Here is a 24,149-nt window from a genome sequence, read left to right as displayed (position 1 = left end):
GCCGGTCGCAGCAGTTTCATTAAATATCACCAAGAGGAGGACAATCCATGCAGCGCCTCTCACGTGACGACGTGGTCAAGGCCGTCAGCAGAGCTGATGACGTCACGATTGCACAGATCATCGGAACCGGCGCGACAGTCGAGGAGCTTGCCGAGGCCCAGGCTTGGCTCGCCAACGACGAGCCCATGATCAACGACCTCCGTCCGTTGGCACAGGGCCGGGTGCGCGAGCTCGTGGATATCCTTTCGGAGCTCGAGCAGGAAGGCGACGAGGAAGGTCCGGCCGATCCCGGCTCTGCGTCCGCAGTCAGTTAGCAAGCCGGCCGGGCTGACCAAAACAATTCGCCCCGGAGAAGCATGGCCTCTCCAGGGCGCTTTCCGTTCTGCCGTGATCGCGACGATCAGTTCAGCTTGCGCTTCGGTACCGGCGCCTCGAACCGGGCGATCTCGGCGGTTTGCGACGCCTTGCCGTTGAAGGTCAGCACGTTGCCTTCGGACGAGATCGCGACCGTATCGCCATCCCGGACGTCGCCGGCCAGGATCATCTCGGCGAGCGGATCCTGGAGATAGCGCTGCACCACCCGCTTCAACGGGCGAGCCCCGTAGGCGGGATCCCAGCCCTTGGCCGCGAGCCAGTCGCGCCCCGAAGCGTCGAGCGTCAGCACGATCTTGCGATCGGTCAGCAGCTTCTGCAGCCGCGCGAACTGGATCTCGACGATCCGGCCCATCTCGCTCCTCTGCAGGCGATGGAACAGGATGATCTCGTCGACGCGGTTCAGGAACTCGGGACGGAAATGTGCCCGGACCATCCCCATCACCTGCTCACGCACGGCAGAGGTGTCTTCGCCCTCGGGTTGATTCACCAAATACTCCGAACCGAGGTTCGAGGTCATGATGATCAGCGTGTTGCGGAAATCGACGGTACGGCCCTGGCCATCGGTCAGGCGGCCGTCATCGAGCACCTGCAACAGGACGTTGAAGACGTCCGGATGCGCTTTCTCGATCTCGTCGAACAGCACGACCTGATAAGGCCGGCGCCGCACCGCTTCGGTGAGCGCGCCGCCCTCGTCGTAACCGACATAGCCCGGAGGCGCGCCGATCAGCCGCGAGACCGAGTGCTTCTCCATGTATTCGGACATGTCGAGGCGGACCATCGCGGTCTCGTCGTTGAAGAGATACTCGGCGAGCGCCTTGGTCAGCTCGGTCTTGCCGACGCCGGTGGGACCTAAGAACATGAACGAGCCGGTCGGCCGGTTCGGATCCTGCAGGCCTGCGCGCGAACGTCGCACGGCGGTCGCGACTGCACGCACGGCCTCGGCTTGGCCGACGACACGCTGTCCGAGCTGCTCCTCCATCCTCAGGAGCTTCTCCTTCTCGCCCTCCAGCATCTTGTCGACCGGCACGCCGGTCCAGCGCGAGACCACCTGCGCGACGTGGTCGGCGGTAACAGCCTCCTCCATCATCTCGCCGGAGCCTTCACGCGCCTCGATCTCGGCGAGCTGCTTCTCGAGCTGCGGGATCCGGCCATAGGCTAGCTCGCCAGCCTTCTGGAATTCGCCGCGCCGCTGCGCGTCGGCGAGATCCACGCGCAGCGCGTCCAGCTCGGACTTGAGCTTCTGGGCGTCGGAGAGCTTGCTCTTTTCGGCGCTCCAACGCGCGGTCAGCGACGCAGATTTCTCCTCAAGGTCGGCGAGCTCCTTCTGGAGCGTTTCGAGACGCGACTTGGAGCCGAGGTCGGTTTCCTTCTTGAGCGCCTCCTGCTCGATCTTGAGCCGGATGATCTCGCGGTCCAGCGAATCCAGCTCTTCCGGCTTGGAATCAACCTGCATCTTCAGCCGCGCGGCCGCCTCGTCCACGAGGTCGATCGCCTTGTCCGGCAGGAAGCGGTCGGTGATGTAGCGATTGGACAACGTCGTCGCCGCCACGAGTGCGGAATCGGTGATCCGCACGCCATGGTGCTGCTCGTACTTGTCCTTCAGGCCGCGCAGGATCGAGATCGTGTCCTCGACCGAAGGCTCGCTGACGAAGATCGGCTGGAAGCGCCGCGCCAGCGCCGCATCCTTCTCGACGTGCTTGCGGTACTCGTCGAGCGTGGTCGCGCCGATGCAGTGCAGCTCGCCGCGCGCAAGCGCAGGCTTGAGCAGGTTGGAGGCGTCCATCGCGCCATCGCCCTTGCCCGCGCCGATCAGCGTGTGCATCTCATCGATGAACAGGACGAAATTGCCGTCGCTCCCAGTGACCTCCTGGAGCACGGCCTTCAGCCGCTCCTCGAACTCACCGCGGTATTTCGCACCCGCAATTAGCGCGCCCAAATCGAGCGACAGCAGCCTCTTGTCCTTGAGGCTCTCGGGCACGTCGCCATTGACGATGCGCAGCGCGAGGCCCTCGGCGATGGCGGTCTTGCCGACGCCGGGCTCGCCGATCAGGACGGGATTGTTCTTGGTCCGGCGCGACAGCACCTGGATGGTGCGGCGGATCTCCTCGTCGCGGCCGATGACCGGGTCGAGCTTGCCGTCGCGCGCAGCCTGGGTCAGGTCGCGGGCATATTTCTTCAGCGCGTCATAGGCGTTCTCGGCGGTCGCGCTGTCGGCCGTGCGGCCCTTGCGCAGCGCCTCGATCGCGGCATTGAGATTTTGCGGAGTGACGCCGCCCTTGGCGAGGATTGCGCCGGCCTCACTGGCCTTCTCCAGTGCGAGCCCGAGCAAGAGCCGCTCGACGGTGACAAAGCTGTCGCCGGCCTTCTCGCCGGCCTTTTCGGCCGCATCGAAAGTGCGAGCGAGCTCGGGCGCCAGATAGATCTGGCCGGCACCGCCGCCACTGACCTTCGGCACCTTGTTGAGGGCGTCCTCGGTCGCCTTCAGAATTGCGCGGGAATTGCCGCCGGCGCGGTCGATCAGACCGGCAGCCAGCCCCTCATTGTCGTCCAGCAGCACCTTCAGGACGTGCAGGGTCGAAAATTGCTGATGCCCTTCGCGCATCGCAAGCGACTGCGCGGACTGGATGAAGCCCCTGGAGCGTTCAGTATACTTCTCGATATTCATGGTCTTTTCTTTCCCTCGGCCTGCCCCTGGGGCCCTCTAAGGCACCCCAAACGGCATCTTCATTGGGTTTCCGCTGATCGCGTTGACATTCCTCAACGCATCAGCGGTCGTTATCAGCCGACGCTGGCGCCGGCCTGATCCAGATGTGGGAGGCGTGCCCTCGGATCGGAAGAGGAACGTTCACAATTTCGTGCGCTGATCGGCCGGCTTGGCGGGCACGGAGCGAATCCCCTAAGTAGGCCTATGACAACCAGCCAGACTGCCGAAATCACCGGTCTCTACCGCTACCCGATCAAGGGCCTGACGCCGGAATCCCTGGCCCGGGTCCCGTTGCGGACCGGCCAGACCCTCCCCGCCGACCGCCGCTACGCCATCGAGAACGGCCCGAGCGGGTTCGACCCGAAGGCTCCGGAGTGGAAGCCGAAAATCCAGTTTCTGATGCTGGCCCGCAATGAGCGGCTGGCGTCCCTCGACAGCCGTTTCGAGGACGCGACCAACAGCCTCACCATCCGCAAGGACGGCCGGATCGTCGCCAGCGGCGATCTCGAGAGCGCGGCGGGGCGCGCCGCCATCGAGGGCTACTTCACGGAGAATTTCCAGCCGGAGCTGAAGGGTCCGCCCAAGGTGCTGTCCGGCCACGGCCACAGCTTTTCCGACGTCGCCCGCAAGGTCGTCTCCATCATCAATCTCAACAGCGTTCGCGCCATCGAGACCATGCTCGGCGGTATTGCCGTCAATCCCCTGCGCTTCCGCGCCAATTTTTACGTGAAGGGCTGGCCGGCGTGGTCCGAGCTCGACCTGGTCGGAGAGACGCTTGCGATCGGGCAGGCCCGGCTAAAGGTGGTCAAGCGCATCGTCCGCTGCCCGGCCGTCAACGTCGATCCCCAGACGGCCATACGCGATCTCGAGATACCACCGACGCTGTCGCGCAATCTCGGCCACATGGATTGCGGCATCTATGCCGAGGTGATCGCTGACGGCGAGATCGGCGTGGGTGATAAGGTTGCGGTCGAGCAGCCGAGACTGGTATGAGCTAGCACCGACTCAACACACTCCGTCATTGCGAGGAGCACTTGCGACGAAGCAATCCAGACTATTTCTGCGGAGGAATTCTGGATTGCTTCGCTTCGCTCGCAATGACGGTCGTTAGTTCGGCATCACATACGCATAGATCCGGCCGCGCGAGATCGGCGCCTCGCGGACGCGGTTGCCGTTGTTGCCGGAGATCATGATCGGATTCCCCTGCGCGTCGACGCCGGTGATGATGCCGACATGACCGCCGCCGCGCCGCCCCATCACCGCGATGGCGCCGACCTGCGGACCGGAGACACGCGTGCCGTAATGCGCGAACGAATTCGCCATGTCGGAGCCGGTGCCCTGTTGGCCGGTGTGCTGCAGCACCATGTTCATGAAGCGCGCGCACCACAAGCTGCCGCGACCGGTCGGATTGCCGCCGATGTAGCGGCGCGCCTCGGAGACGAGACCCGACCCGCCACCGAAGCCACCGCTTGCAGCCATGCCGTTATTGGCCATGCCGCCGCTATTGGCGTTCGGATTGTAACTCGCCTGAGTGTCGGCAAAGCCGCTCGCCTGCAACTGCACCGCGCTGCGCTCGAAGCGCGAGCTGCGTGCATCGTGGCGATAATGATGATGTCTGGCGTGATGCACGTAGGCGTGCCGCTCTGCGCTATGACGATGATGCGGCCGCGCTGAGGCCGGAGACGACACTGCGGCGACCGCCGCGAAGAAAAGCGCCAGCGCGACAACACAACGCGACAGGCGAGACGCAAACAACTCGAACATTCTTCATCCTTCGTTGACACCCCCACTTCCAATCGGCCCCTGCGGTGGCCGACATCCGTCTGGCCGTTAAGCCGCCCGATGTGGCGAGAAAAAGACGCCGCGGCCGCGAATAGCTGCGATGATCTTGCGTCAGTGCTGGCTCGAGGCTGCCTCATTGCGGACAACAGCATTAACTGCGATTCTGAACTCACGACTTGAAGAGAGGGAAACGGTTAATGCCCCGTGCCACGACCAGGGACAACGTCCGCATCTATTTTGAAGAATCGGGTCAGGGAACGCCGATACTTTTTCTGCACGAGTTCGCGGCCGACTACTCCAATTGGGAGCCGCAGATGCGTTACTTCTCGCGCGGCCACCGCTGCATCACTTATTCCGCGCGCGGCTACACGCCATCTGATGTGCCGGCGGGTGAGGTCTACAGCTACGAACATTTCTACACCGACGCGCTCGCGGTGCTCGATCATCTCAGGATCGAGCGCGCGCATCTCGTCGGTCTGTCGATGGGCGCCTATTCATCGCTCCAGATCGGATTGAACGCGCCGCAGCGCGCACTGTCGATGACGCTTGCCGGCGTCGGCTCCGGCTCGGAGATCGAGAATCTCGACAATTGGCGCAAGCAGTGCCGTGCCAATGCCGAGCAATTCGAGGCGCTCGGCTCCGCCGAGGTCGCAAAAGTCACCCGCGAGGCGCCGAGCCGGATTCCATTCCTGGTGAAGGACCCGCGCGGCCACGCCGATTTTTACGCCGCGCTGGCGCGGCACGATTCCAAGGGTTCGGCCAACACCATGCGCGGCTTCCAGGGCGGCCGTCCCTCGATCTACACCATGACGGATGCGATCAGAGGCGTGGCAACGCCGGCATTGATCATCTGCGGCGACGAGGATGATCCGTGTGTGGGGGCTAGCCTGTTCCTGAAGAAGCATCTGCCGGCAGCGGGGCTCGCGATGTTTCCGAAGTCCGGTCACGTGCTCAATCTCGAAGAGCCCGCGCTGTTCAACGCGAGCGTGGAGCGGTTCGTGACGCTGGTGGAAGCGGGACGGTGGCCGGTGCGCGACCCAAGGTCGGCGGCGGCGCATTAGGGCGAAGGCGTTGGCTCGCACTCCGTCATTGCGAGCGNNCTGGATTGCTTCGCTGCGCTCGCAATGACGATAAATTACTTCCCCTGCCCGCGGCTCAGCAAAAACACGCCCTGCTCGCCGAACAGATTCCAGACCCACCATGGCAATCGCAGCCGCAGCGGACGGCCGTAGAGGTCGAGCGCTTCGGCACGCTCCATCTTGACGCCGATGGTGTCGCAGAGCTCGACGAAATCCTTGATGGTGCAGAAATGGATGTTGGCGGTGTCGTACCAGCTCGCCGGCAGATTCTCCGTGCGCGGCATGTGGCCGCCGACCAGGAGCTGCAGGCGCATCCGCCAGAAGCCGAAATTGGGGAACGACACGATGGCGCGGCGGCCGATGCGCAGAAGATTCTCCAGCACGACCTTGGGCTGGCGCGTCGCCTGCAGCGTCTGCGACAGGATCACATAGTCGAAGGCGTCGTCGGGATAGTTGACGAGGTCGGTGTCGGCGTCGCCCTGCACCACCGCGAGGCCTTTTGCCACGCAGCGGTTGACGCCCGCGCGCGACAGCTCGATGCCGCGGCCGTCGATGCCGCGGGTCTCCAGCAACTGAAGCAGATCGCCCTCGCCGCAGCCGACGTCGAGCACTTTCGAGCCCGGCTTGACCATCTCGGCGACCAGCAGATGGTCGGCGCGAAACGGGCCGGACTGCTCCGCAGCGAGGCCGTTGAGCGGCAGCACTTCCTGTACAGACATCGCTAGCCGTCCTTGTCGGTCATTCCTGGTCAGTCATTCTTGCCGGTGAGCCCGCGCGCCTTGCCTGCCGATTGCAGGAAGGCGCGGGAGATGTCGAAGAATTCAGGCACGTCGAGCAGGAAGGCGTCGTGGCCGCGATCGGTCTCTATCTCGGCGAACGACACCCGCGCACTCGACGCATTCAGCGCATGCACCAGCGCACGCGATTCCGAGGTCGGGAACAGCCAGTCGCTGGTGAAGGAGACCACGCAGAAGCGCGTCTCGATTCCGGCGAACGCCTTTGCCAGCACGCCGCCGTGATCGCCGGCGATGTCGAAATAGTCCATCGCGCGCGTGAGATAGAGATAGGAGTTGGCGTCGAAACGCTCGACAAAGGACGAGCCCTGGTAGCGCAAATAGGACTCGACCTGGAAATCGGCATCGAACGAGAAGGTCGGCAGCTCGCGGTCCTGCATGCGGCGGCCAAACTTGCGATGCAGCGCGGCGTCCGAGAGATAGGTGATGTGTGCAGCCATGCGCGCGACCGCGAGGCCGCGATGCGGATGGATGCCCTGATCGGCGTAGGCGCCATTGTGCCAATCGGGATCGGCCATCACGGCCTGACGACCGAGCTCGTGGAAGGCGATGTTCTGTGCCGAGTGCCGCGTCGAACAGGCAATCGCCAGCGCCGAGTAGACGCGCTTGGGATAGGCCGCAGTCCATTGCAGCACCTGCATGCCACCCATCGAGCCGCCGACGACCGCGAACAGCGTGTCGATGCCGAGCCGGTCGATCAGCATCGCCTGCGCCCGCACCATGTCGGGGATGGTGATGACGGGGAAATCCAGGCCCCACACCTTGCCGGTGGCGGGGTTGATCGAGGCCGGCCCGGTCGAGCCCATGCAGCCGCCGATCACGTTGGAGCAGATGATGAAGTAGCGGCTGGGATCGAGCGGACGGCCGGGGCCGACCAGCGTCTCCCACCAGCCGGACTTGCCGGTGACGGGGTGCACATTGGCGACGTGCTGATCGCCGGTCAGCGCATGGCAGATCAGCACGGCGTTGGACCGATCGGCGTTGAGCTCGCCATAGGTCTTGTAGGCGATCTGGAACGGGGTGAGATCGATGCCGCAATCGAGCCGCAGCGGCTGGTCGGCGCCGAACTGCGCGACCTCCGAACTCGGATGATCGACCTCATGCGACCGATCGTCGGCACTGATCGCGGGACTGGGGACAGACTTGACGCCAACCATCTCTGACCATCGACCTCGTTTGCGATCGGACTTCAGATCGCGACTGACATCAGGCCATGAAAAACCCGGCCTGAACGATAGGTTCGGCCGGGATCGGAAGTGTCCCCGGCCTGTTTAGCGAGTTTTTTAACGTGGCTGCAAGCCGGCCGGCTCAAATGACCACGGAACAGGCAAAAACCTACCGGCTTGGGCGCTTTTCGTCAAGTCGCGGTTCGGATGAGCCAAATTCGCTCCCGTGCTGCCAGCCGACGCGGGCCTGACTTCTCTTTGCATTTCTCTTTGCTTTCGCCGCCCATCCTGCCTAATCAGAACCTCGACCACAGCCTCTCAACAGCACGTCGCAGATATGTCCCAACGTCCGCCCGCGCCACCATCACTCCAGGAATTGCGCAAGGAGATCGACGCAATCGACGAGGGCATGCATCGCCTGCTGATGCAGCGCGCCGACATCATCGACCGCCTGATCCAGGTGAAGCAGACCCAGGAGGTCGGCTCGGCGTTCCGCCCGGCGCGCGAAGCCTCCATGATGCGTGACATCGTGCAACGTCATCGCGGCATCCTGCCGCTCGACACGGTCGAGAGCATCTGGCGCGTCATCATCTCCACTTTCACCTATGTCCAGGCGCCGTTCTCAGTGCATGCCGACATCTCGGTCAGCGAGCCGGCAATGCGCGATTCCGTGCGCTTCCATTTCGGCTTCACGGTTCCTTACGTCGCGCATTTCAGCGCGCAGGCCGCGGTCGAAGCGGTGGCGAAGTCCAAGGGCGATCTGGCGCTGGTCTCGGCGACCTCGAGCCGCACGCCGTGGTGGCTGGAGCTGGAAGCGGACGGCGCGCCAAAGATCATCGCGCGGCTGCCCTTCGTCGAGCGTGCCGACCATCCGGCCGCGCTGCCCGTTTTCGCGGTCTCTCGCGTCGCCGACAGCGCCGTGGTGACGGAGGTCGAGACCTTCAGCGTGCGGGTATCCGGGTGGAACGCCGAGGTCGCACGCGCCCTGTCGCCGCTCGCCGAGATCGTGGCGGTGCCCGATACCGCCTTCGACGGCGCGGCGCTGCTGGTCTCGGTCACGAGCGCGACCAGCATCGACAAAATCAAGGCAGCCCTGATCGAAGCAGGGGCCTCGGTGCGCTCCACGGCCCTCGTCGGCAGCCACGCAACGCGCTATACGGTGCCCCCGACCGGGTCGAAATCGTAAATCGCGAACAGACGTCGCGAGCAGACTTGGCCTATCCGGAGTTGAAGATGTCCCGCCCCGTGCCGAATCCCGGCATTCTCGATATTGCGCCCTACACGCCCGGCAAGAGCCCGGTCGCGGAGCCGGGCCGCAAGGTATTCAAGCTCTCGGCCAACGAGACGCCGTTCGGACCTTCGCCCAAGGCAATCGAGGCCTTCAAGCGCGTCGCAGATCATCTGGAAGACTATCCGGAAGGCACCTCGCGTGTGCTGCGCGAGGCGATCGGCCGTTCTTTCGGGCTCGATCCGAACCGCATCATCTGCGGCGCCGGCTCGGACGAGATCCTCAACCTGCTCGCCCACACCTATCTCAGCCACGGCGACGAGGCGATCTCGACCACGCACGGCTTCCTGGTCTACCCGATCGCGACCATGGCGGTCGGCGCCAGGAACGTGGTCGCGGCGGAGAAGAACCTGACCTGCGACGTCGACGCCATCCTCAAGGCGGTGACGCCGAAGACGAAGCTGGTCTGGCTCGCCAATCCCAACAACCCGACCGGCACCTATATCCCGTTCGACGAGGTCAAGCGCCTGCGCGCCGGCCTGCCGTCGCACGTGCTGCTGGTGCTGGACGCCGCCTATTGCGACTACGTCTCGCGCAACGACTACGAGATGGGGATCGAGCTCGTCGCCACCACAGAGAATACGGTGGTGACGCACACCTTCTCCAAGATCCACGGCCTCGCCGCGCTGCGCATCGGCTGGATGTTCGGCCCTGAGCACATCATCGACGCGGTCAACCGCATCCGCGGTCCGTTCAACGTGTCGACCCCGGCGATGTACGCCGCGGTCGCCGCGATCGAGGACACCGCGCACCAGGCGATGTCGAAGCAGTTCACCGAGACCTGGCGCAACTGGCTGTCCGAGGAGATCACCAAGACCGGGCTCAAGGTGACGCCGGGCGTCGCCAATTTCGTGCTGATCCACTTCCCGACCGACAAGGGCAAGACCTCTGACGACGCCGATGCGTATCTCACCAAGCGGGGCCTGGTGCTGCGCGCGTTGAAAAACTACGGCCTACCGCATTCGCTGCGCATGACCATCGGCACCGAGGAGGCCAACCGCCTCGTCGCCGAGGCCTTGCGCGACTTCATGGCCGGCAAATGAGCATGGACCCGCACTTCCAGCGCGTCGCGCTGATCGGCTTCGGCCTGATCGGCGGCTCGATCGCGCGCGCAGCGAAGCTCCAGGGCCTGGCTTCCGAGATCGTCACCACCGCGCGCTCGGAGAAGACCCGCGCGCGGGTGCTCGAGCTCGGCATCGTCGACCAGGTCGTCGCGACCAACGCGGAAGCGGTGAAGGATGCCGATCTCGTCATCCTCTGCATTCCTGTCGGCGCCTGCGGGCCGGTGGCGCAGGAGATTGCTGCGCATCTCAAGCCCGGCGCTGTTATTTCCGACGTCGGCTCGGTCAAGGGCGCGATCGTCAGGGACATGGCGCCGCACCTGCCGAAGGACGTTCATTTCGTGCCGGCGCATCCGGTCGCTGGTACCGAGCATTCGGGCCCGGATTCCGGCTTCGCCGAGCTCTTCATTAACCGCTGGTGCATTTTGACGCCGCCGGAAGGCACCGACGCCGCGGCCACCGCGCACTTACGCGCCTTCTGGGCGGCAATGGGTGCCAAGGTCGAGGTGATGACGCCGGATCATCATGATCTCGTGCTCGCGATCACCAGCCATCTGCCGCATCTGATCGCCTACACCATCGTCGGCACCGCCGACGAGCTGCAGCAAGTGACGGAATCGGAGGTCATCAAGTTCTCGGCCGGCGGTTTCCGCGACTTCACCCGCATCGCGGCCTCCGATCCGACGATGTGGCGCGACGTCTTCCTCGCCAACAAGGACGCGGTGCTGGAGATGCTCGGCACCTTCACCGAGGATCTCGCAAAGCTCACCCGCGCGATCCGTCGCGGCGACGGCGAGGCGCTGTTCGATCACTTCACCCGCACCCGCGCCATCCGCCGCGGCATCGTCGAGATCGGCCAGGATTCGGCGGCGCCGGACTTCGGCCGGCCGCATGCGGCGCTGAAGAAGCCGTAGCTGAAGTAAACCCGGATGGGGCGCAAGCGCGGCTCCCTGCCTAGAACGGATAGTACCGGATCTGCGTCATGACGATGTTGTCGTCGGTCTTGGGCGCGCCGCCGACACCGGCGAAGGCGAACCGCTGCGTGTAGGAATACTGCACGCCCGCTTTCAGCGTGCCGTAGTTGCCCTGGTAGATGGTGTCGTAGATGCCGGCGGTGATCTGCCGGACTTCCCTGGTGTTGCCGTTACAGGTCGCGGCCGGCGTGTTCTCGGTGAAGCAGCCGGTGTTGTTGTAGAGCGGATTGCCGTAGCCGAACGGAGTGATCCCGACATTGGCAAAACTGGCCTTGGCCTTTTCCAGACCGGCGTAGCTGTAGACATCGAGGCTCGGCGTCGCGTGCCAGATCAGGCCGACCGCGGCCGCCGTGATCGTCAGCGGCAGCACCGTGCCGTCCTGCGCCACCGCCGCATCGGGGAACGGCGTCGCCGTGAAGCGGCCGAGCACGCCATGCGCGCCGTAGAGCTGGAGGTCGAGGGTCTTCGGAATCAGCTCGGCGAAGACGTGGCCGCCGAAGCTGCCGGTGTCGTAGCCGTGGTTGGCGCCATTGAAGCGATCGAACAGCTGGCGATAGAGCGCCCAGGCCTCGACATGCAGCTTGTAGGGCCCGAGCCGCGGGTCCCACGCCGCCTTGACGGTGACGTCGGGCACCTGGTTCAAGCTGACATTGTTGAGGTTGTTGAAGAAGCTGCCGCCCGGCCCGGTCAGATTGACCTGGAGGTTCGGATTGAGCACACCCTGCGGACCGGCCGCGGGCGTACCGACCGTCGGCGTATTGCCGCCGAAGAAAGCGGTCTGCGGATTCTCGACCGACGCGGCGAGCTTGAACTCGGGCCCGAGATCCTTCCAGACGCGCAGACCTGGCTGGCGTGCCGCCAGAAATCCCGGAACGGATTCGAAGTCGATCACGCCGGGCGCGTCGACGCCGCGAGGATCGATGCCCGTCTTGGTCGGCGCGTTCAGCGACCAGGATTGGCCGGCGAGGAAGTGCAGGCCGAGATCGGTCCGGTCGAGCTCGAGACTGAGCTGCCGCATCCGCGGATTGAAGGAGTTGGTGGCAACCGAGCTCGCCGTCTGCGCCGCGCCCTCGAAGTCGATTTCGCCGTAGCCCGCGAGATGCGTATCGGCATCGGCATTGCCTTCGGCCAGCACCGAGAACCGGCTCTGGCGCGCGGAGAACCGCGTCTCCGGGAAGTAGAAATTGTGGCTCTGCTGATAGGGAATGAAATTGTAGACCGAGCCGGTGTCGGAGGCGATGTTGCGGGAACGGTAGATGCCGGTGAGATCGACCCAGCCGCCGAATGTCAGCGTGACGCCCTTGTAGCAGATCTTGCCGCCCGCACATGCCTCGACGGGCAGCGCCTTGTAGGTCCCCGGCATCGGCATGGCTTTGGCCTGCACTTCGACCTGACGCGTCTTACGCGCCTCCGAATCCACCTTCTGCTGCAGCTCCTTCAGCTTGGTCTTCAGCGCCTGGATTTCGGTTGTGACATTGTCGTCGGCACGCGCCTGTCCCGAACAGGCAGCGAGTAGTCCCAGCATCAGTCCGCAGTTGATGATCCGCACGTAAGCCTCCCTCCACTTGGGAAGCAGGTGCTGTTGGTTGCGCCCCCGGCGCGTGCATGCTTCCCTGGTGTGGAGTGATGCGAATGGGCGAGCAGTTATTCGCAGGCCTGCGCATCTTCTGCGTCACGTTTTCCTGACGATCATGTCCGGAATATTTTCGCCGCTCGACCGATCCGCACGCGCGCGATTGCCGCGCCCGTGATGCAGCGCGCATTGGGCCCGACCGGGACCATCACGATTCGTCGAAGCGGCCGTGACGTCGCCAGTGAGAGTGACGACAGCTAGTACAGCGGCGGAATCTGGCCGACCTGGACCGGGCCGAGCAGCACGGCGCCGTCGACGAATTTCAGCGGGAAGCTGCGGGCCTTCTTGCCCTCGAGCGTGCTCTCGGTGCCGATCGAGTTGATGCCGGCGGCCACGCCGGCGTTGGCATTCTGCTTGATGACCTTGCCGAGGCCGGGAACGGCACGATCGAGCGCGCCAAAGAGATTGTTGAGGTCCTTGGACTTCACGCCGGGCGCGACGCGATCGAGCGTTGCCTGCGGCACGCCCTCTTCCAGCATCTTCTCGATGCCGAGCGCCGGGATGACGCGTTCAAGACCGGCCACGGTCATCTGCAATTCGCCATCCAGTCGGCCATTGGCCGAGAGGCCCAGCGTGCCGGCCGCGACCGCGATCATCTCGCCCTGCTGGATCCGCGACTGCACGATCTCGATATGACCGCCGGCGGCCTGGATCTCGCGGAAGCGCTGCGGCCAGGGTTTTGGAGTGAGATCAGAGAGCCCGGTGATCTTCGCGCGCGTGTCGGCTTCGAACGGCTCGGCGAGCAAGGGATGAACGCCCTGGATGCTGCCCTGCGCGATCTGGAGCACGGTCTCGATGACAGGATGATCGGCCGGCGATCCGTCCGCGATGCGCCCATGCAGCTCAATCTGCTTGGCGCGCGCGAGCGGCACCTGCACCGAACCATCAAGCCTGACGATGCTGGGATCATCGAACACGATCGAGGCGCGTTCCGGGATGGCCGGCAAGCCGACCACGCTGCTGCGGCCGTTGCTCCAGTTCACCACGAAGGTGTTTTGCGTGACGCCATCGGTCAGCGTTGCCGGCGCGGAAAATTCGGCGATGACGTGCTTGGGATCGTAGACCTGCGCCAGAACCAGAATGTTGTCGAGCTTGGCCGTGAACGGCGTCTTGCTCGCATTCTGCGAGACCAGGGCGACGCTGGCGCCGGAGCACTGGACCTCGAAGCGGAACGGGAAGCCGGCAATCGAGCGCTTGGCGCAATCATAGATGCGGCCGGATTTGGCCTCCTGCGCGCGCCAGGCATCGGCCGCTGCCTCGGCCTGCGAGGCCGCATAGAACCAGAAGCCGCTCCAGGCGATGGCGAGGATCAGGAGGAGGACGGGAGCAATGAAGAGCCCCCAACGGGAGCGCCGGCCGGCGGCAATAGTCATATTGGACATGCGGCGACCCTTTGACCCCAGATTTTGTCAAATGTAAGCGAGGCCGGCCCCCGACGAAAGGCGGAGAATTCGCTTCGCTTGGGGGCACGGTTCTGCTAGCCGTGCCCGAAATGTCGGAAATCACCCTCCCCTCCGTCACCAGCGCCAAGGGCGACCTCTGGGTGTTCGGCTACGGCTCGCTGATGTGGCGGCCGGGCTTCGAATTCGAGGAGCGCGTCCCGGCGCGGCTGGTCGGCGAGCACCGCGCGCTCTGCGTCTATTCCTTCGTGCATCGCGGCACGCCGGAGCAGCCGGGCCTGGTGCTGGGCCTCGACCGCGGCGGCGCCTGCCGCGGCATCGCCTTCCGCATCGCTGAAAAGAACCGTGCCGACGTGGTCGCCTATTTGCGGGCGCGCGAGCAGGTGACCTCCGTCTATCGCGAGGTGATGCGCTCGGTGTGGCTGGAGAACGAAGCGCGCGAGCGCGTCTCGGCACTCGCCTATGTCGTCGACCGCGGTCATGTGCAGTACGCCGGCCGGCTGTCGCTCGCCGACCAGCACCGCCATGTGCTGCAGGGTCACGGCCAGTCCGGCGCCAACCGCGACTACGTGACGGCGACCGTGAAGGCGATCGAGGCCGAAGGCTTTCGCGACACGCAATTGCATCAGCTCGCGACCATGCTGCATGGCGACGCGCATTCGCTGCACGCGCCCGCTCCCGACGACAACAGAGACAGTCGCTAGCTCTCCGAGGGAGCGTAACTCGGCGCGCTGCCGATCAATTGCTCCTGCTCGTTGCGGCCCGCTTCGACGATGCGAGCGGTCGCATCCTCGATCGCCGTCTGCACGCGCGCGAGAAACTCACCCTTGGGCAGGCCCGGAGGCAACGGATCGAGGAACTCCACCACCAGCGTGCCGGGATAGCGCATGAAGGTGCGGCGCGGCCAGAACAGGCCGGAATTGAGCGCGATCGGCAGGCACTGCACGCCACAGGACGAGTAGATCTGTGCAAAGCCGGTCTTGTAGTCCGGCGGTGCTCCCGGCGCACGGCGCGTGCCTTCCGGAAAGATGACGAGCTGGCCGCCTGCACGCACCGTCTCGCGCGCGCGACGTGTCATGTCCAGCAGCGCCTTGACGCCGGCATTGCGGTCGATCGCGATCATCCCGGTCTTGACCAGGAACTGGCCGAACACCGGAATCTGCATGAGCTGGCGCTTGAGGATGAAGATCGGGCGATTGAAGAAACCCAGCAACACGAAGGTCTCCCAGAACGACTGGTGCTTCGCCACGATCACCAGCGGTCCCTGCGGGATCTTCTCGACGCCGCGGAATTCCACCCTGATGTTGCAGACCACGCGCATCAGAACCAGTGTCGCCTTCGCCCACCATCTCGCGACCGTCAGCATGGCACGCGGCGGCAAGGCGAAAGTTGGCAGCGCCACGATCGCGAGGCACACCAGCACCGCGTAGAACAGCACGTTGAACAGCAGCGAGCGCAGGAAAATCAGGAACATCAAGAATCCGATCAATTGGCCTGTGCGGTGGCGGGCCGCCTGGATTGCAGGCCCGCAGGCTGCTCCGACAGTTCGGGGGAAAGGTCAATCCCGAAATCTTCCAGCCGCACCCTGAACTCGGCGGCGACGTACTTGACATATTCGGACAACAGCAGCCGCAGCGTCGAGGCCGAGGTCCACCACGGCTCCTCGCGCCATTTGTCGCCGACCACGGCGAACGGAACCAGCGTGGTCCCCGGCATGGCATGCGAGAATTCCACCAGCGCGCGCGGCATGTGATAGTTCGAGGTGACCACGATCAGCGATTTGAAGCCGCGCCCCTCGGCCCAGCGCCGCGCCTCCGCCGCGTTGCCGCGGGTCGAGAGCGCGGTGCGGTCGAGATCGACGCAGCAGGCCATGAAGGATTGGTTCTCCGGCAGCGTCCGGGAGATGTCGCTCGCGGTCGAGGTCGGATGCACGCCCGAGATCAGGAGCCTTTTGCCGTAGCCGGCCGCCAGCAGCTCCATTGCATCCGAGACCCTCGAGGATCCACCGGTCAACACCACGATGCCGTCAGCCTTGCGGTCCGGCGCAATCTCGGCGCCGCGCAATTGCGACAGGAACGCGACGAAGCCCGCCGCTGCGCCGACGAAAACGAACGCGATCGTCGACACGACGGTCGCGCGCAGCCAGCCGCGCGGCAGTTTCGGCGATGTGTCGTCGATCGGCGAGGTCATATGATGTCGGTGATCCCTTCCCCGGATTATTTTAGGACGTTTTGAGGCGAAGTGGAGTCCGGTTTGTCGGGCTCAATCCACGTCGTTCAGTGTCGAGAAAAGGGTCTGGCGCGAGGCGACCGCTGTGATGGCGCCGATCAGGACGGCCTGCACCGCGAGCACCACATAGCCGGACGGCCGCAGCGAGAAGGTGCCGAGCAGGGCCGCGAACTGGTCGCCGACCGGGGTGCCGGAGAACCAGCCCGCGATCGACTCGGAGAAGCCGAACAACAGCATGGCGACGCCGCCGCCGATGACGCCGCCTTCAAGGCCGAGCCGGAGGAAATGCCGCAGGAAATGATTGGCGATGTAACGGTCGCCGGCGCCGACGAAATGCAGAACCTCGACGATCGGGCGGTTCGCCGCCATCGCGCCGCGGGTCGCGAACGAGACCGAGATGATGGTTGCGACGATGACGAGCGCGAGGATGCCGATGCCGGCGAGCACGGTGGCGTTGGTCATCGAGCGCATCCGTTCGATCCAGGCGCGGTGATCGTCGACGCTGGCGCTTGGCGCCACTTGCGTCAAGCGGGCGCGCAAGGCGCCGAGATCGAGCGCCGTGCCCGGCTGCACGCGCGCGATGATCATGCGCGGCACCGGCAGATCGTCCATCGACAGCCCGGTGCCGAGCCAGGGCTCGAGCAGCTTGCCGCTCTCCTCCTTGGTGAACGGCTTGACCTCGACGATGCCGGCCTGCGCGCGCATCGCCTCGGTGACGGCAGCGGTATCGCGCTCGATGTCGCGTCCGGATTGCGGGCGGACCTGGATGGTGATCTCGCTCGCGACATCGGACTGCCATTCCGCGGCCGAGGCGCTGACCAGCAGCACGGTGCCCGTCGTCATCGAGGCGAGGAAGGTCATGATGGCGACAACGGCGACCAGCGCGCGGCCGTGGATCGAGGCGCGCGGCACGATCGGCGACATGTTGCGCGCCCTGGCCGGCAGCTGCGGACGTTCCTGTCCGAGATCGACCAATACGCCGCGCTCGTCGGTCCTACTCATAGACGTGCAGCCGGCCCTGATGCAGCACGAAGCGGCGCGCTTCGTACTGGTCCATCAGCGCAATGTCGTGGGTTGCGATAATGACGGCGGTACCGGATTTGTTGAGCTCGATGAACAGCCGCAGCAGTCGCCGCCCGAGCGTCGGATCGACGCTGCCGGTCGGCTCGTCCGCAAGCAACAGCTGCGGCCGCGAGATCACCGCGCGCGCGATTGCCGCGCGCTGCTTCTCACCGCCGGACAGGATCGGCGGCAGCGCATCCATGCGCTCGCCGAGCCCGACCCAGCGCAGCAGGTCGATGACTTCCTTGCGATAGCTCGATTCGCTGCGGCCCATGACGCGGAACGGCAGCGCCACGTTCTCGTAGGTCGTCATGTGGTCGAGCAGGCGAAAATCCTGGAGCACGATGCCGATGCGCTTGCGCAGATCCGCGATCTCGTCCTTGCCAAGCCGGGAGATGTCGTGGCCGAACAGATTGACGAGGCCACGGGTCGGCCGATGCGACAGGAACAACAGGCGCAACAATGACGTCTTGCCGGCGCCGGACGGGCCGGTGAGGAACTGGAAGGAATGCGCCGGGATCTGGAAACTGAGGTCGCGCAGGACCTCCGGCCCCAGACCGTAGCGCAATCCGACATTTTCGAACCGAACCAAGCTCAGCTCCGTTCGAGAGGGGACGCAGGTCGCACGCCAGCAAGGTTTCGCCGCATGCAATCAAGGGGTTGTGCGACCGTTATGGTTTCCGGTTCGTTAACGGTCGCCCTGTAGCATCCGAGGCAGCATCTTAGAACTATCCTTCCTTAGAAGTCCCTTGGCGCCCGGCTCCGCGCGACAAGGTCATCGTCGAGGCCGTCCATGCATATTGTCTGCCCCCATTGTACGACATCCTACGCGATCAAGCTCGCGAGCCTTGGGGCCAATGGGCGGACAGTCCGCTGCTCCCGCTGCAAGGAGACGTGGATGGCGCATCCCGCGGATGCCGTCGGGGAGGCCGCCGTGCCGGCCTTGGCCGAAGCCAGCCAGACTGACGACCAGTCCGACCTCGCCGAGCAGTGGAACTCCTACGCCAAGGACGATTCAACCGCCGAAACCCCGATGGTCGAAAGCCCCTCGATCGCCAGCGACTGGCCGACAGAGGACGCCGCCGAGCCCGAGGACGAGTGGTCGGCGGCGGCCCGCGCCGCCGAGGAGGAAGTCGTCGGCGCGCAGCACCAGTCCTGGTTCAGCGGCCTTTTCAGCCGCCGCGGGGCAAAGGTGAGCCGCCCGGCCCCGGCCGTGGCCCGGCGAAAATCCCATTTCGGCCTGCCGACCGCCTGCGCCGCCATGGGCGCGCTGGTGCTGGCGCTGGTGATCTGGCGCGGCGACATGGTCCGCCTGCTGCCGCAGACTGCGGCCTTCTACAAGATGGTCGGCTTTGAGGTGAACCTGCGCGGCCTCGCCTTCAAGGACGTCAAGCTCTCGACCGAGACCGTGGACGGTAAGCAGGTGCTGGTGATCGAGGGCGCGATCGTGGGCCAGGGCAAGAGGCCGCTCGATATTCCGCGCCTGCGCTTTGCCGTGCGCGACGCGCAAGGCGCCGAGATCTACGCCTGGAATTCGGTGCTGGAGCAGACCGTGCTGCAACCGGGCGAGCGCGCCTTCTTCCGCTCGCGCCTGGCCTCGCCGCCGCCGGAAGGCCGCAATATCGACGTTCGCTTCTTCAACCGGCGCGACATTGCCGGCGGCAGCGTGTAATCAGGCGCCGTCGCGTGCCGCACGGGAGGTTGGTCCAAAGGTTGGTGTCATGCCAAGAGTGTTGATCGCCGATGACGAGGATTCGATGCGCCAGCTGGTGGCGCGCGCCATCGCCATGGACGGCCACGAGACCGTCACCGCACAGGACGGCGCCGAGGCGCTGGAGATCCTGACCCGCGAGGACGGCGCGTTCGATCTGTTGCTCACCGACATCCAGATGCCCGTCATGGACGGCATCGCACTCGCACTCTCCGCTGCGCGTGACTTTCCCCAACTGACCATTTTGCTGATGACCGGCTTTGCCGATCAGCGCGAGCGTGCCTCGAACCTCAATGCGCTGGTGCATGACGTGGTCACAAAACCATTCTCGGTCGCGGATATCCGCACGGCGGTGGCGGATGCGCTGGCGGCGAAGAAGGGGTAGTGGGCGGGGGCGGCCACATATTCCACTGTCATGCCCCGCAAAGGCGGGGCATCCAGTACTCCGCGGCCTCTCGATTCAATCACCGTCGTCTCTGGAATACTGGATCGCCCGCCTTCGCGGGCGATGACAGTGAGCTTGTGGCGACCCCGCCTCAAAAATCCTTCAGCAGCCGCTCGAGATAGTCGAGCTCGATCTGCGGACGCGCGGGGTCGCCGAGGCGGCGGCGGAGCTCCTCGAGGATGCGGCGAACGCGCTGGACGTCGATCTCGCCGGGGATCTTGACCGTGTAGTCGTCGCCGAACTCGCGGCCGTGCAGCGGACGGCCGAGCGGGTCGGTCTGGTTGCCGCCGCTCTGCTGGCGCCCGGTGCGATTGCCGGGACCGTCGCCCTGGCCGTCGCCGTCGCCCTGCTGCATCGCCTCGGCCATCTTCTGCGCACCCTTGCGCATCGCATCCAGTGCCTTGCCTTGGGAATCCACCGCGCCGTCAGCATTGCCGTCGCCGAGTTTCGAGCCCGCATCGCCCATGGCGTTGTCGGCGGAATCGAGTCCGCCGTCATCATCACCCTGGTCAGCGTCCTGATCGCCATCCTGGCCGGGCTGGCCCTGGTCGCCTTGCTGTCCCTGCTGGCCCTTCTGTCCCTGCTGGCCTTTCTGGCCCTTCTGCGAGAGGCCGCGCTTGGCCATCTCGTCCTGGAGCTTCTTCAAGCGGTCGCGCAGCGCCTGCTGGTCCTGCTGCAGGTCCGACATCGACTGGTCGCCCTGTTGCTGCTTGCCGCGCATGCGATCGCGCCGGGAGTCCTGGCCCTGCTTGTAGGTCTTGTCGCGCAATTGCTGCTGCTTGCGGATCATGTCGCCGAGCTCGTTGAGCGCCTGCTCCATGTCGCTCTCGCCGGACTGCCCCGGCTGCGCCATCTGCAGGCCTTCCAGCATCTGCTGGAGCTGATCGAGCAGCTGCTTGGCCGCGTCCTTGTCGCCGGAGCGCGACAGGCGCTCCATGCGGTCGATCATGTTCTGGAGGTCCTGCTGGCGCAGGATCTTGGTGTTGGGATCAAGCGGACGCGCGAGCTGCTGGGCATCCTTGTTGTTGCGGAACTGCTCGGCGAGCTGGCGCATGAAATTGTCGAGCGCCGCCCGCAGATCCTGCGTGAGCTTCTTGATCTCCTCGTCGCTGGCGCCGCGCTCCAGCGCCTGCTTCAGCGCGTCCTGCGCCGCGCGCAACGCCTTCTCGACGTCGGAGATGTTGCCGTCCTCGATCGTCACCGCGAGCGCCCACAGGCTCGCCACCACCTCGCGCAATGAATCATCCGTGCGCGCGGCCTCGAGCTGGTGCGCGACACTGTACAGGCCGAGATATTGTCCGGCCTCCTGCGTGAACAGCTCGGGCGCGATCATCAGCGCGTCGAGCGCGGTGTAGACGTCGGAATTCTTGTTGGCGTCGAGCGCGAGGATGCGGCGCTGCTCGATCAGCGCGCGTGCGAGTGGCTTGGTGAACAGCCGCTCGGGCAGGCGCATGTTGAACGGCTCGCTCTTCGCCTCGTTACCGGCCTCGTCCTTGGCGGTGAGCGTCAGCGTGACATCGGCGCCGGCATAAGGATCCTCGCTGAGATCCTTCACCGTCTGACCGACGCCGTTACGGGTGCGCGCATTCGGCAGCACCAGCGGAAATTTCGGCGGCTGGAACAGCGGCCGCGCCGCGGTCTTGTTATCAGTCTTGTTATCAGTCTTGCCATCGCCGTCCTTGCCCGCATCGGCGGAACGCGGAGCGACTTGCGCCTCGGCGCCGGTGACGCCGTAATCGTCCTCGATCTTGTAGACGAGCTGGAGCGCGCCGCGCGCCTGGCGCTCCGGATCCTTGGCCAGCGCAATGGTCGGCGGGCGGTCCGGCGTTGCCGCAAAAGCCCATTGCGGCTGGCCCGAGGGGGCGCGGACATGCGCAGTGCCGTCGCCGGTGATGGTGAAATGCTTCTCGTTGGTGCCCTTGGGCGTGGCCTCAGCCGGCGCGACTTCCTTGAGGCCGCCGGACACCACGACATCCAGGCTGCCGCCGGAGGAGCGCACGATCAGCGTCGAGCCGGCGGGAACACTGAGCGGGCCGGAGGCCGGAAGCGCGGCCGCTTCCTTGTTGGCGGCCGACAGAATCACGGGCGGCTTGCCGGTGTAGAGCGGCGGCGTGACCCAGGCGTCGACACGGACATTGGTCGGCGTCAGCACGCCGTTCCAGTCGAAGGCAGCGCCGAGCCGCAATCCGCGCTCGTCGCCAGCGGCGAAGAAGGTCGCGACCAGCATCACCATGACCAGCGCACGCAGCGCCCAGGGGTCATGGATGGCGAGGTGCGGGTGCGGCAAACCGGCGCGGATGCGCTTGAGCGAGGCCAGCGTGCGCTCGCGCTGTGCCTGCCAGAGCGCCTGCGCAATCGGATCCTGCGAGGTTAGCGTGTCGGTGAGCGTCGTGGCCGGGCGATGACGGATGCCCGAACCGCGGTCGAGCCGGGCGAGCGCCTCCTCGCGGCTCGGCCAGCGAAACCGAATCAGGGGGAACAGGGCGGCAGCCGCAAGGCCTGCGAAAATGACGAGACCGATGGCACGGGTGACCAGGGGCAGTGCCAGCCAGAGGCCGGCCCAGGACACCACCAGGAATAGGCCGACGACGGTGAGAATACGCGCCAGCCCGGGCCAGGCACGTTCCCACGCGATGGCATAAGTGGACCGCTTGAGGGCCTGCGCCAGCTTCAACCGCGACAGAGCGTCGCCATCGCGGATCGGGTCTGACGGCTCGGGGGTGACGCCGTTCAATCAACTCTCCAGGTTACCCGGTGGAGTGAAGCGTACCACAACGGCAGCACTGAGGCATCCGTTCCTGTACGGGACATCCCCCTTTTCCCGCATAACACGAGGACGTGACTGCTCCGGCTCAACCCCGTAGTTTCCGCGCCGCCATCCAAGGAAAACAAGGAAACGTCATGGACAAGAAGATGCACGACAAGGGCCTGGAAGTCCGCAAAGCGGTACTGGGCGAGGCCTATGTCAACAACGCGCTGAAGAACGTCGACGACTTCAACCGTCCGTTCCAGGAGATGCTCAACGAATATTGCTGGGGCACGGTGTGGGGCCGCGAGGAGCTGCCGCGCAAGACCCGCAGCATGCTCAACATCGCGATGATCGCGATCCTCAACCGCCAGCATGAGTTCCGTGCGCATCTGAAGGGCGCGCTCACCAACGGCGTCACCCGCGACGAGATCCGCGAGATCCTGATGCAGGTCGCGATCTATGGCGGCATGCCGGCGGCGGTCGACAGTTTTCGCATCGCGCGCGAGGTGTTCGCGGAGATTGATGGGAAGGCGTGAGGCCGACAAACAGCATTCAACGTATTGCTCCGTCATTGCGAGCGAAGCGAAGCAATCCAGAAAGCCTCTGCGGCAACAGTCTGGATTGCTTCGTCGCTTCGCTCCTCGCAATGACGACGGGAAGGAAATAACACCATGGATATCGGATTCATCGGCCTTGGAAACATGGGTTTCCCGATGGCGCGGCGGCTGGTCGAGGCAGGACACAAGCTCGTCGTGTTCGACACCCGCAAGGAGGTCGTTGACAAGCTTGTCGCGCGCGGCGCGACCGCTGCGGCATCGCCGAAGGATGTTGCCGACAAGGTCGAGGCTGTGATGGCAAGCCTGCCGTCGCTGCAGGCCTCGCTGGAGGTCGCAACGGGCGCGAACGGCGTGATCGAGGGCAGCCGCGCCAAACGTTTCATTGATCTCTCCACAGTCGGCTCGGCGATGGCGGCGAAGATTCACGGCCTGCTCGCCAAGCGCAACATCGTGCAGATCGACTGCCCGGTGTCCGGCGGCGTCGGCGGCGCCGAGAAGGGCACGCTGGCGGTGATGGTGTCGGGGCCGAAGGCGGAGTTCGAGCTGTTGAAGCCCGCGCTCGACGTGATCGGAAAGGTGTTCTTCATCGGCGAGAAGCCGGGTGCTGCACAGACCATGAAGCTCGCCAACAATTTCCTCTCGGCCACCGCGATCGTGGCGACGTCGGAAGCCGTGGTGATGGGCGTCAAGGCCGGGCTCGATCCCGCCGTGATGATCGACGTCATCAATTCAGGTTCGGGCATGAACACGGCGAGCCGCGACAAGTTTCCGCGCTCGGTGCTGCCGCGGACCTTCGACTTCGGTTTCGCCACGGGGCTGATGGTGAAGGACGTGCGGCTGGCGCTGGAGGAGATGAAGCAGCTCGGCCTGTCGATGGAGGTCGCGGATGCCGTCGGGCGGCTGTGGGAGACGGTGATCAGCGCCGAAGGCGCCGAGTCCGATTTTACCGCAGCGATCAAGCCGATCGAGAAGAAGGCAGGTGTGGTGGTCGGCGGCAAGACCGGCGGATTGGCGGGGAGATAACCGCGCAGCCCGAGTTGTCGAGACGCCATCGTGCCCTGATCCTCACAACCGAGGCGCGAAGCTGCAGGCTGCTTCGCGAGGCGGCGCTTCATCCTTGAGTTGTATTCGTTGTGGGGT

The 24,149-nt window shown here is 65.1% G+C and carries 22 protein-coding genes and 1 riboswitch; of the genes, 11 read left to right on the top strand and 11 right to left on the bottom strand.

Annotated elements, in window-relative coordinates; all coding sequences use genetic code 11:
• Positions 1 to 47: 47 nt before the first annotated feature.
• Positions 48 to 314 (top strand): hypothetical protein, encoded by a 267-nt coding sequence (locus tag FXB38_RS15400; RefSeq protein ID WP_148751717.1) that lies wholly within the window; start codon positions 48 to 50, stop codon positions 312 to 314.
• A gap of 86 nt (positions 315 to 400) precedes the next feature.
• On the opposite strand, the gene clpB is transcribed toward FXB38_RS15400, so the two are convergent.
• The gene (gene clpB / locus FXB38_RS15395; protein ID WP_148751716.1) at positions 401 to 3,040 is read right to left on the bottom strand and encodes an ATP-dependent chaperone ClpB; all 2,640 of its coding nucleotides are present in this window, start codon (positions 3,038 to 3,040) and stop codon (positions 401 to 403) included.
• A 243-nt stretch (positions 3,041 to 3,283) separates the two neighbouring features.
• Here clpB and FXB38_RS15390 point away from each other — a divergent pair, with 243 nt between their 5' ends.
• Positions 3,284 to 4,072 (top strand): MOSC domain-containing protein, encoded by a 789-nt coding sequence (locus FXB38_RS15390; protein ID WP_148751715.1) that lies wholly within the window; start codon positions 3,284 to 3,286, stop codon positions 4,070 to 4,072.
• A gap of 114 nt (positions 4,073 to 4,186) precedes the next feature.
• Here FXB38_RS15390 and FXB38_RS15385 read toward each other — a convergent pair whose 3' ends face one another.
• On the bottom strand, positions 4,187 to 4,843 hold the full coding sequence (locus tag FXB38_RS15385; protein ID WP_148751714.1) for a TIGR02594 family protein: 657 nt from the start codon (positions 4,841 to 4,843) through the stop codon (positions 4,187 to 4,189).
• A 215-nt stretch (positions 4,844 to 5,058) separates the two neighbouring features.
• Here FXB38_RS15385 and FXB38_RS15380 point away from each other — a divergent pair, with 215 nt between their 5' ends.
• Positions 5,059 to 5,922, top strand: coding sequence for an alpha/beta fold hydrolase (locus FXB38_RS15380; RefSeq protein WP_148751713.1), 864 nt, complete (start codon positions 5,059 to 5,061; stop codon positions 5,920 to 5,922).
• A 74-nt stretch (positions 5,923 to 5,996) separates the two neighbouring features.
• On the opposite strand, the gene metW is transcribed toward FXB38_RS15380, so the two are convergent.
• Positions 5,997 to 6,659 carry a methionine biosynthesis protein MetW gene (metW, locus tag FXB38_RS15375; protein ID WP_148751712.1) on the bottom strand — a complete coding sequence of 221 codons (663 nt, stop codon included), beginning with the start codon at positions 6,657 to 6,659 and terminating at the stop codon, positions 5,997 to 5,999.
• Positions 6,660 to 6,688: 29 nt separating this feature from the next.
• Entirely contained in the window at positions 6,689 to 7,891 is a 1,203-nt protein-coding gene (gene metX / locus FXB38_RS15370; protein ID WP_148751711.1) for a homoserine O-acetyltransferase MetX, read from the bottom strand.
• Positions 7,892 to 7,984: 93 nt separating this feature from the next.
• Positions 7,985 to 8,064: riboswitch (SAM riboswitch) on the bottom strand.
• Positions 8,065 to 8,237: 173 nt separating this feature from the next.
• Between metX and FXB38_RS15365 the strand changes: the two genes are divergently transcribed.
• Genes FXB38_RS15365 through FXB38_RS15355 form a run of 3 tightly spaced genes read left to right on the top strand, consistent with a single transcriptional unit; the run spans position 8,238 to position 11,163 of the window.
• On the top strand, positions 8,238 to 9,086 hold the full coding sequence (locus FXB38_RS15365; RefSeq protein ID WP_148751710.1) for a chorismate mutase: 849 nt from the start codon (positions 8,238 to 8,240) through the stop codon (positions 9,084 to 9,086).
• A 47-nt stretch (positions 9,087 to 9,133) separates the two neighbouring features.
• A complete protein-coding gene (locus FXB38_RS15360) occupies positions 9,134 to 10,231 on the top strand; it encodes a pyridoxal phosphate-dependent aminotransferase (protein ID WP_148751709.1) in 1,098 nt (365 codons plus the stop codon).
• A complete protein-coding gene (locus FXB38_RS15355) occupies positions 10,228 to 11,163 on the top strand; it encodes a prephenate/arogenate dehydrogenase family protein (protein ID WP_148751708.1) in 936 nt (311 codons plus the stop codon). The genes FXB38_RS15360 and FXB38_RS15355 overlap by 4 nt, the downstream gene beginning before the upstream one ends.
• Before the next feature lie 40 nt (positions 11,164 to 11,203).
• Here the strand turns inward: FXB38_RS15355 and FXB38_RS15350 are convergent, their stop codons facing one another.
• Both FXB38_RS15350 and FXB38_RS15345 read right to left on the bottom strand, forming a co-directional pair.
• Positions 11,204 to 12,772: a hypothetical protein gene (locus tag FXB38_RS15350; RefSeq protein ID WP_187434893.1), complete on the bottom strand. Its 1,569-nt coding sequence runs from the start codon at positions 12,770 to 12,772 to the stop codon at positions 11,204 to 11,206.
• A gap of 281 nt (positions 12,773 to 13,053) precedes the next feature.
• Positions 13,054 to 14,238, bottom strand: coding sequence for a DUF2125 domain-containing protein (locus FXB38_RS15345; RefSeq protein WP_148751707.1), 1,185 nt, complete (start codon positions 14,236 to 14,238; stop codon positions 13,054 to 13,056).
• Between the two features lie 110 nt (positions 14,239 to 14,348).
• Between FXB38_RS15345 and FXB38_RS15340 the strand changes: the two genes are divergently transcribed.
• Positions 14,349 to 14,960, top strand: coding sequence for a gamma-glutamylcyclotransferase (locus FXB38_RS15340; protein ID WP_187434892.1), 612 nt, complete (start codon positions 14,349 to 14,351; stop codon positions 14,958 to 14,960).
• Here FXB38_RS15340 and FXB38_RS15335 read toward each other — a convergent pair.
• From FXB38_RS15335 to ftsE, 4 genes are all read right to left on the bottom strand, one after another.
• Positions 14,957 to 15,730, bottom strand: coding sequence for a lysophospholipid acyltransferase family protein (locus FXB38_RS15335; protein WP_148751705.1), 774 nt, complete (start codon positions 15,728 to 15,730; stop codon positions 14,957 to 14,959). The genes FXB38_RS15340 and FXB38_RS15335 overlap by 4 nt on opposite strands.
• A gap of 11 nt (positions 15,731 to 15,741) precedes the next feature.
• Positions 15,742 to 16,446, bottom strand: a complete 705-nt coding sequence (locus tag FXB38_RS15330; protein WP_148751703.1) for a YdcF family protein — start codon at positions 16,444 to 16,446, stop codon at positions 15,742 to 15,744.
• A 72-nt stretch (positions 16,447 to 16,518) separates the two neighbouring features.
• Entirely contained in the window at positions 16,519 to 17,487 is a 969-nt protein-coding gene (locus FXB38_RS15325; protein WP_148751702.1) for a cell division protein FtsX, read from the bottom strand.
• Complete coding sequence (gene ftsE / locus FXB38_RS15320) at positions 17,480 to 18,139, bottom strand: cell division ATP-binding protein FtsE (protein WP_148751700.1); 660 nt, start codon at positions 18,137 to 18,139, stop codon at positions 17,480 to 17,482. Before ftsE ends, FXB38_RS15325 begins: the two co-directional genes overlap by 8 nt.
• 201 nt (positions 18,140 to 18,340) lie before the next feature.
• Between ftsE and FXB38_RS15315 the strand changes: the two genes are divergently transcribed.
• Positions 18,341 to 19,219, top strand: coding sequence for an MJ0042-type zinc finger domain-containing protein (locus FXB38_RS15315; protein ID WP_148751698.1), 879 nt, complete (start codon positions 18,341 to 18,343; stop codon positions 19,217 to 19,219).
• 49 nt (positions 19,220 to 19,268) lie between these two features.
• Complete coding sequence (locus FXB38_RS15310; protein WP_148751696.1) at positions 19,269 to 19,643, top strand: response regulator; 375 nt, start codon at positions 19,269 to 19,271, stop codon at positions 19,641 to 19,643.
• 151 nt (positions 19,644 to 19,794) lie between these two features.
• On the opposite strand, the gene FXB38_RS15305 is transcribed toward FXB38_RS15310, so the two are convergent.
• Positions 19,795 to 22,437 carry a TIGR02302 family protein gene (locus FXB38_RS15305; protein ID WP_148751695.1) on the bottom strand — a complete coding sequence of 881 codons (2,643 nt, stop codon included), beginning with the start codon at positions 22,435 to 22,437 and terminating at the stop codon, positions 19,795 to 19,797.
• A gap of 167 nt (positions 22,438 to 22,604) precedes the next feature.
• Here FXB38_RS15305 and FXB38_RS15300 point away from each other — a divergent pair, with 167 nt between their 5' ends.
• Together FXB38_RS15300 and FXB38_RS15295 are read left to right on the top strand one after the other, a co-directional pair.
• A complete protein-coding gene (locus FXB38_RS15300; protein WP_008567285.1) occupies positions 22,605 to 22,988 on the top strand; it encodes a carboxymuconolactone decarboxylase family protein in 384 nt (127 codons plus the stop codon).
• 135 nt (positions 22,989 to 23,123) lie between these two features.
• Entirely contained in the window at positions 23,124 to 24,032 is a 909-nt protein-coding gene (locus FXB38_RS15295; RefSeq protein WP_148751693.1) for an NAD(P)-dependent oxidoreductase, read from the top strand.
• Positions 24,033 to 24,149: the final 117 nt, after the last annotated feature.

It is taken from the genome of Bradyrhizobium cytisi (genome assembly GCF_008123515.1).
Taxonomy (GTDB): Bacteria; Pseudomonadota; Alphaproteobacteria; order Rhizobiales; family Xanthobacteraceae; genus Bradyrhizobium; species Bradyrhizobium cytisi.
The sequence above is the reverse complement of the archived record's forward strand: the minus strand, read 5'-3'. Positions and strand labels throughout refer to the sequence as shown.